Below are 7,661 nucleotides of genomic sequence, written 5' to 3'. Positions count from 1 at the left end.
GAGAAAGCCTTTCACGTACCGGGAGACATTCGAGGTTCTCGCGGGTGAGGGGGTCATCCCCGAACCTCTTGCAAGGGATCTCTCAAACCTGGCAGGATTCCGAAATGTGCTCGTCCATATCTACTGGAACCTGGACCTCAAGCAGGTGTACGCGATCCTGCAGCACGATCTTGCTGTCCTCCGGACATTCTCCGTTATCATGAAGGAGCACATTTCAGAGAGCGATTCTGCCGAACAGGATGGATCGTTTTCGGAGCCCTAGCACCCTCCTCACCCGAACTCCGCGAGCGCCACTACCGGCACCCCCTCCAGGTCATCAAAGACCACCGGATAGACCCGCAATGTCCAGGGCTCTTCAAGCAGCCTGCCGTACGAGAGGTCCACATCCTCGAGCAGGAAGATGTGCGGCGATCCGCAGAGGAACGCGCGGTGGGCCTCTGTACCCTCCTCCGGTTCTGCCGGGATGGCGATGGAGATGGCGTCGATCCCAAAAAGCCTGAGGGCGGGGTTCTCCATGCGGAGGAAGCCCGGAACCTCGTGATGCACCCAGGGGTGTGCATTTGCGTAGGCATCCGGGTCGCTCCCCCGGACCCGGCCGCTCCCGGTCCGGACAAAGAGCGCGCGTGAGGTCCGGATCGCGTCGAGGTGTTCGAGGAGGTCGTAGATCCGGATCGGTTCCGTTCCGGTCTTCGGGATCGCGATGCATCGGGAGGGCTCAAAGACCGCCTCCGGCGCAAGGAGACCCTGGACCGAGCCGCCGTCCGGGCAGAAGTGCCGGGGGAGGTCAATGTGCGTCCCGGCATGGCTGGAGAACGCGATCAGGCTCTTCTCCTCCGCATCGCCCTTTTCAAAGGACTTTGTGCGGGAGATCGCGAGCGGTTCTGTTCCGGGATAGAGCGGCGCTCTCCGGTTCAGGGGGTACGAGATCGGGATGAGCATATGTTCTCCCGTAGGTACTCCCGGAGTTCATGAAGGTTCTCCACGATCCCCTCCACTCCCGGCCGGTCGGTAAACCGGTTCGGGTCGCCGGGCGGGATCCTCGCAACGAACCGAACGCCGGTCGCGCGGGCTGCGTCCCAATCGTTCGGGGCGTCGCCGACGAAGAGGGCCTCATCCGGCAGCGCGCCGGTCTCTAGAAGGATCTCCCTGATGCACTCGGCCTTCGTCTTCGGCGACCCGTAGATCCGGACGAAGTACTTTGTGAGGTTCCGGCGCTGGGCGATCTCGTGCATCTCGCCCTCCGGGGTTGCGGAGACGATATAGAGCGGGATTCTCTGCGAGCAGTCCCTGAGGAGTTCTTCTGCGCCCTCGACGTACGGGACGGTGAGCATGGATTCAAAGATCAGAGCGACGTATTCGCTCGCGAGCCGCTCCTCTGTCTCAGGGGTGAGTTCTTCGTGGAGGATGTTTGCGTAGATGTGGCGGAACTTGTCGTACCGGGACATCCCGCCGTTTTCGAGGTGGAAGGCGATGATCTCATCGAGGTGTTTTGGGGGCGCGAAAGAGAAGATCTTTTTAAACGCCGCGGTCTTCAGGGGGAGGGATTCGACGATGACGCCGTCGAAGTCGAGGATGAGGGTGGTGAGCATGATAGTTATCTCATCGATTGCCGGCTACTAGTACCTGACGGAAGGACGATGTCCCGGTTGTGCTCCTCTGTCTCCTGGTAATCCCGCTGGGAGAGGGTGTTACCCTTTTAGTATATCCGCAGAAAAACGGCCCCCATCACAGCTTGGACTTACATCTCAAGAACCGTCCGCCCTTCGCATGAGCATCGAGAGGCACGATAGGTTATCCAGCAAGTGGGTTAAGACACAATCCCGGTTGGAAAGTGATCGCAGAACAGGTGAAAATTTTCACTTCATCCAAGGATCTGAATGTGAATGCAGTTCCCTGCTTGACCCAATTAACTCAATATCTCGCTTTGCATAGTTATTTTCTATACGATATTCATATATTGCGGACGTACAAATTAATTACTGATGGTCAAAAGATGGGAAGGTGAGCACTAATGATCGCCAAAATACAGCAAATAATAAAATATGTATTTGATTATCAAACTCTCCGCACACTATCTAATTGCAATAGTCGTTTCTCCATGCATTGGAAAGACATATACCCCTGCCTAAACGAAAACAGTGATACAACGCCATTTGATGCACACTATGTCTACCATCCAGCGTGGGCAGCAAGGATTATTGCACGGACGAAACCTGCAATCCATGTTGATATTTCATCATCATTGCATTTTTGCTCTATTCTCTCGGCATTTGTCCCCGTTAAATTTTACGATTACCGCCCTGCTGACCTGAACCTCTCCGATCTCTCCTCAGGATCTGTGAATATCGTTTCCCTTCCATTTTCGTCAAACAGTATAAAATCCCTGTCATGTATGCATACTGTAGAACACATCGGCCTGGGAAGATATGGTGATCCGCTTGATCCTGATGGTGATCTGAAAGCAATTGCCGAGCTGAAACGCGTCCTTGCAGTGGGAGGCAATTTACTATTTGTTGTACCCATTGGGGGAATTGCAAAGATTAGGTTCAATGCCCATAGGATATACACATATAGCCAGATTGTAAGATATTTTTCCGATTTACAACTTGTAGAATTTTCTTTGATCTCCGACACTCCTCAATCTAATGGACCGATCTCGACTGCGACCGAAGATGACGCGGATAAATGCTTGTATGGATGCGGTTGCTTCTGGTTTAGGAAAAGAAATTCCTGAAACCAGAAGGGAAATGACATATTCACTAGATAAAAAAACACGATTAATAAAACATGAGATCGTATCCCTTAATGCTGGAATCAGAAGATTCATGCTTGGAGGCTGTAGCAATTATGACGGTAAAGGATGAATTTCATCGTTCCAAAGAAAAACCAGACACAATCATCGTACAACTAATGGGGGGTTTAGGCAACCAACTCTTCCAATATGCTGTTGGCCGCAGAATTGCGAAGATGAATAATTTTTCCCTCAAGTTAGATCTCAGTTGGTTCAGGTATCATCCTCGCTGGTTCAAATATCACCCGTATCGTCCCTACAGCCTCAATCATTTCGCTACACTAAAGGACATTGCGAGTCCCGCCGAAATAGCAAAGTTAAGGGGGTTAACATGGGTTCATTTGAAGGAAAAGTTATTTCACAAACTATATGCTAACGGGCTTCATGGCACGCGAACAATGATTCGGGAGAGGACACTGGATTTTGACCCGGAGGTATTACAAATTTCCACCGGTGCTTACCTCAGTGGATACTGGCAAAGTGAGAAATACTTCAAAGACATTGAAGAGACTATTAGAAAGGATTTTACTGTGATAACACCCCCGGATCCGGAGAATATTAAAATTGCCAATGATATTAGAGGAGCCGAAGCAGTCTGCATCCATGTCCGTAGAGGAGACTACGTCTCAGACTCAAAGGCTAACCAACTCATAGGCCTATGTTCATTGGATTATTATTACCGGTCTATTGGCTATATTATGTCAAGGGTTGAGAAACCTCATTTTTATATCTTCTCTGACGATCCGGATTGGAGCCAGCAGCACATAACAATCGATGCCCCAACAACGTATATCCATAATAACCCTTCGGACAAAAATTACGAAGATTTAAGGCTAATGACGTACTGCAAGCATTTTATCATTGCAAATAGTTCGTTCAGCTGGTGGGGCGCCTGGCTCTCCTCAAATCAGCAAAAAATTGTTGTTGCACCTGCGCAGTGGTTTAACAGGGTACACTACAACGATGATGACCGCTTACCGAAAGAATGGGTACGCCTTTAGTGAGCGCTATCGGTCAATAGTGTAACAGTTATATCATTACCGTGTCAAAAAATCAATGGGAAACTTTAAGTATATGATATTCCTCACCAATGACCAAATAACCTCACTAGAGCCTGAAGTGTCAGTGCTTGATAAGAATTCCGTCAATCGGTGTAATCCAAGCAGAAACGGATGTCAGGTATTAGAATAGAACATACCAAGCCATTCTGGAATGGCTTGGATTGTCGATTTGCCACAAATGGCACAAGAGTGGAACTCAAGCGCCTCTACCTGATCGTTTTAAATACTCAAATATTGTGGAACACTAGTAAATAGTATTGTAGAATTGCCTGGAATATGTTCTCTCGATCACGCAAGCAAAGCGAAAAAAAACCTGCTCTCGGGTGGTTCTGATAACCCTTGGGAAGTCCATCTCAGCGATGCCCTTAATCTGCGCTGATCGTCGCCAAGACGTTATCCGATCAGGTAATTAACTGTCCATGCTACGAGTTGGAGGCAAATCTTGACCAGAATACAGCGATCTACGTGCTGAGCTCGGGACTACAATTTCTGGGGTAACTCTGGGTAGCACACCATGGGATGCCCCCGACTTCAATCAGGGAACAGCCAGGGCAGTTTCAGTTGAGTACATACGACCTCTGTGGAAGTTTCTCAGCGCTCTTCTTCCGGGTATGCCAACATCTATTGACTTTTATCCTGCCGATTCTCCACTTTGTGAGATTATTTGCAATTCAAAATCCATATATTAGAAGTATACGAACTATTTACTGAACATCAAAGACGGGAAGGTGAGCAATATATCTAAAAAAGCTTTAATAACCGGCATCACCGGGCAGGACGGCTCCTACCTCGCTGAGTTTCTCCTCTATAAGGGGTATGAGGTACACGGGATCATCCGGCGGGCATCGACCTTCAATACTCCCCGGATCGATCATATCTACACCGATCCGCACGATACAGGCGCACGGCTTTATCTTCACTACGGCGACCTCTCCGACGACGAGCAGATCTCCCACCTCATCTATAATATAAAACCCGACGAGGTCTACCATCTCGGGGCCCAGAGCCATGTGCGGGTCAGTTTCGATATCCCCGAGTACACCGGGAACGTCACCGGGCTCGGGACGACCCGGCTTCTTGAGATGATCAGGAGGAGCGAGAACGGGACGAAGTTCTACCAGGCTTCAAGCAGCGAGATGTTCGGAGCGACACCGCCGCCGCAGAGCGAGGAAACAACATTCTGGCCGCGGAGCCCCTATGCCTGCGCCAAACTCTATGCCTACTGGATGACGCGGAACTACCGTGACGGTTACGGGATGTTTGCCGCAAACGGGATTCTCTTCAACCATGAATCCCCCCGCCGGGGCGAGACGTTCGTAACGAGGAAGATCACGCGCGGGATCGCCCGAATCCTTGCCGGCAAGGAGAAATACCTCTACATGGGGAACCTGGATGCCCGGCGGGACTGGGGTTTTGCCCCGGAGTACGTCGAGTGCATGTGGAGGATCCTCCAGCAGGACGAGCCCGAGGACTTCGTCATCGGAACCGGCGAGAGCCATTCTGTCCGGGAGTACCTTGAAGCCGCCTTCTCGTACGCAGGCCTCGACTGGGAGGAGCACGTCAGGATCGATCCCCGGTACTTCCGGCCGACCGAGGTCGAAGACCTCATCGCGGATGCCGGGAAGGCCCGGAAGAAACTCGGCTGGAAGCCCTGCGTGACGTTTGCCGACTTAACAAAGATCATGGTCGACGCGGACCTGAGGGATGCCGGGCTTGAGCCTCCCGGCGAGGGGGATGAGTTCCTCGCCCGGAAGTATCCGGATCGGTGGTGGACGAGGGATTGAGACAGCCGCGGATCTGTCTCTACACGAGCGACTTCGGTTACGGTCATGCGGCGCGGGATATTGCTCTCGCCCGGGAGCTGCAGGAAGCCCTGCATGCTGATGTGGTCGTCAGGACCGGCTCGCCTGCTGCGTTCATGTCCCGCTCACTCCCCGGTGTCGAGGTTATCCCGGGGCCAAACGACCCCGGGGTTGTGATGGACGGTGCCGCCGTGGCCGGGGAGAGGACGCTTGCGGCGGTGGAGCAGTGGGTCGCTTCCTGGGAGGAATGCATCGCCGCCGAGATGATCTTCCTCCGTGACCGCGGGTTCGATCTCGTCCTCTCCGACATCGCCCCACAACCCTTCCTTGCCGCGGAAGAACTCGGGATTCCGTCGCTCGGTATCTCGAACTTCACCTGGCATCTCATCTACACCCGCCTCTTCGGGAAGAACGAACTGACCGACCGGATTGCCGAAGCCTACCGTGCCGCAGACGTCGCTCTTCTGCTCCCGCTCCACGAACCCATGGAGGTCTTTAAGAATCGGCGGGAGGTGGGGCTTGTGGCGCGGGCAGTGACCCGGAACCGGAAGGAGATCCGGCGGTTGTGCGGCCTTTCGGAGGAGGAGCCGTTCGTCTACCTCGGCGGCGGGCAGTCTCTTGACCCCACTATCTTCCGGGGCGTTAGATCCGCACTTGCCGGGTGCACCCTCCTCGTCCCGTCGTGGACTGACTTGCCCGGCGCGGTCAGGATTCCGCCCGGTGAGACCGAGACGCAGGACTGGATCGCCGCCTGTGACCTCGTCGTCTCAAAGCCCGGTTACAGCACCATCGCCGAGGCGATTCAGGCCGGTGTCCCGATGGCCCTCTTCAGCAGGGAGGGGTTTGCCGAGGACGACTACCTCATCGGGGATGTTAAGGCTATGGGGATCGGGGGAGAAGTCCCGGCGGCGGCCGTCCTCGACGGCTCGTGGGCGGATGAACTGGAATCCCTGATGGAGCTCCGGGAGAACTTCGGAAAGATCGATGGTCTCTTCAGGAGTGACGGCACAAAAGAATGTAGCAGTATAATCGGTGAGATCCTATGAGGTTTGGGGACGGGATGGAGGTCCTCGTCACGGGTGGTGCCGGGTTCCTCGGCTCATCCCTCGTGAGGACGCTTGAGAGGCACGGATTTACGAAAGAGAGTATTCGGGTGCCCCGGAGCCGCGACCTTGACCTGCGGCGGTGGGAGGACTGCGTCACCGCGGTCCAGGGCGTCGACCTTGTCATCCACCTCGCGGCGAAGGTCGGAGGGATCGGCTACAACATGGCAAACCCGGGCTCCCTCTTCTACGACAACGCCATTATGGGGGTCCAGCTGATGGAGGCTGCTCGGCAGGCCGGCGTGACGAAGTTCGTCGCCGTCGGGACGATCTGCGCCTATCCAAAGTTCACGCCGGTTCCGTTCCGGGAAGAGGAACTCTGGGAGGGGTATCCCGAGGAGACCAACGCCCCCTACGGCCTCGCAAAGAAGATGCTCCTCGTCCAGGCCCAGGCTTACCGGCAGCAGTACGGGTTTAACGCGATCTACCTCCTCCCGGTGAACCTCTACGGTCCCGGTGACAACTTCGACCCTGCGAGTTCGCACGTCATCCCGGCCCTGATCAAGAAGTTCGTCGAGGCGGTGGAGACCGGTGCGGAGAGTGTCGAGGTCTGGGGGACCGGCGCGGCTTCCCGCGAGTTCCTCTACGTCGACGACGCCGCGGAGGGGATCGCGCTCGCCGCCGAACGCTACGATAAGCCCGACCCGGTGAACCTCGGGGCGGGTTTTGAGATCACCATTCGCGACCTTGCAACCCTCATCGCCGATCTCACCGGGTTTACGGGCGAGATCGTCTGGGACACGACCAAACCCGACGGTCAGCCCCGGCGGTGCCTGGACGTCTCGCGCGCGGAGCGGGAGTTCGGGTTCCGGGCGAAGTCGGGCTTTGAGGACGGGCTGAGGACGACGATCGAGTGGTACAGGAACGAGCGGGCATGAAGATCTCCGTCATCGGCTGCGGATAT

Annotated in this window: 8 protein-coding genes; 6 read left to right on the top strand and 2 right to left on the bottom strand. The window is 54.7% G+C overall.

The genetic code is table 11. The features are described from left to right. The coding region (gene hepT / locus L21_RS11125) for a type VII toxin-antitoxin system HepT family RNase toxin (protein ID WP_143727287.1) at positions 1–262 on the top strand (262 nt) is incomplete at its 5' end. 8 nt (positions 263–270) lie between these two features. On the opposite strand, the gene L21_RS11120 is transcribed toward hepT, so the two are convergent. Continuing rightward, positions 271–939 carry a cyclase family protein gene (locus L21_RS11120; protein WP_074370539.1) on the bottom strand — a complete coding sequence of 223 codons (669 nt, stop codon included), beginning with the start codon at positions 937–939 and terminating at the stop codon, positions 271–273. Continuing rightward, on the bottom strand, positions 912–1,589 hold the full coding sequence (locus L21_RS11115; RefSeq protein ID WP_074370538.1) for an HAD family hydrolase: 678 nt from the start codon (positions 1,587–1,589) through the stop codon (positions 912–914). The genes L21_RS11120 and L21_RS11115 overlap by 28 nt, the downstream gene beginning before the upstream one ends. Positions 1,590–2,011: 422 nt before the next feature. Here L21_RS11115 and L21_RS11110 point away from each other — a divergent pair, with 422 nt between their 5' ends. From L21_RS11110 to L21_RS11090, 5 genes are all read left to right on the top strand, one after another. Further along, positions 2,012–2,734, top strand: coding sequence for a DUF268 domain-containing protein (locus L21_RS11110; RefSeq protein WP_074370537.1), 723 nt, complete (start codon positions 2,012–2,014; stop codon positions 2,732–2,734). Positions 2,735–2,805: 71 nt separating this feature from the next. Then, a complete protein-coding gene (locus L21_RS11105) occupies positions 2,806–3,792 on the top strand; it encodes an alpha-1,2-fucosyltransferase (protein ID WP_178377726.1) in 987 nt (328 codons plus the stop codon). A gap of 788 nt (positions 3,793–4,580) precedes the next feature. Continuing rightward, positions 4,581–5,636 carry a GDP-mannose 4,6-dehydratase gene (gmd, locus tag L21_RS11100; protein WP_256713106.1) on the top strand — a complete coding sequence of 352 codons (1,056 nt, stop codon included), beginning with the start codon at positions 4,581–4,583 and terminating at the stop codon, positions 5,634–5,636. Continuing rightward, on the top strand, positions 5,621–6,700 hold the full coding sequence (locus L21_RS11095; protein ID WP_143727286.1) for a hypothetical protein: 1,080 nt from the start codon (positions 5,621–5,623) through the stop codon (positions 6,698–6,700). Before gmd ends, L21_RS11095 begins: the two co-directional genes overlap by 16 nt. Then, positions 6,697–7,635 (top strand): GDP-L-fucose synthase family protein, encoded by a 939-nt coding sequence (locus L21_RS11090; RefSeq protein WP_074370535.1) that lies wholly within the window; start codon positions 6,697–6,699, stop codon positions 7,633–7,635. Before L21_RS11095 ends, L21_RS11090 begins: the two co-directional genes overlap by 4 nt. Positions 7,636–7,661 lie beyond the last annotated feature (26 nt).

Source organism: Methanoculleus chikugoensis, from assembly GCF_900095385.1.
In the GTDB taxonomy this organism is placed as follows: Archaea; Halobacteriota; Methanomicrobia; order Methanomicrobiales; family Methanoculleaceae; genus Methanoculleus; species Methanoculleus chikugoensis_A.
Note: the sequence above shows the minus strand (reverse complement) of the source record. Positions and strands in the feature narration are given on the sequence as shown.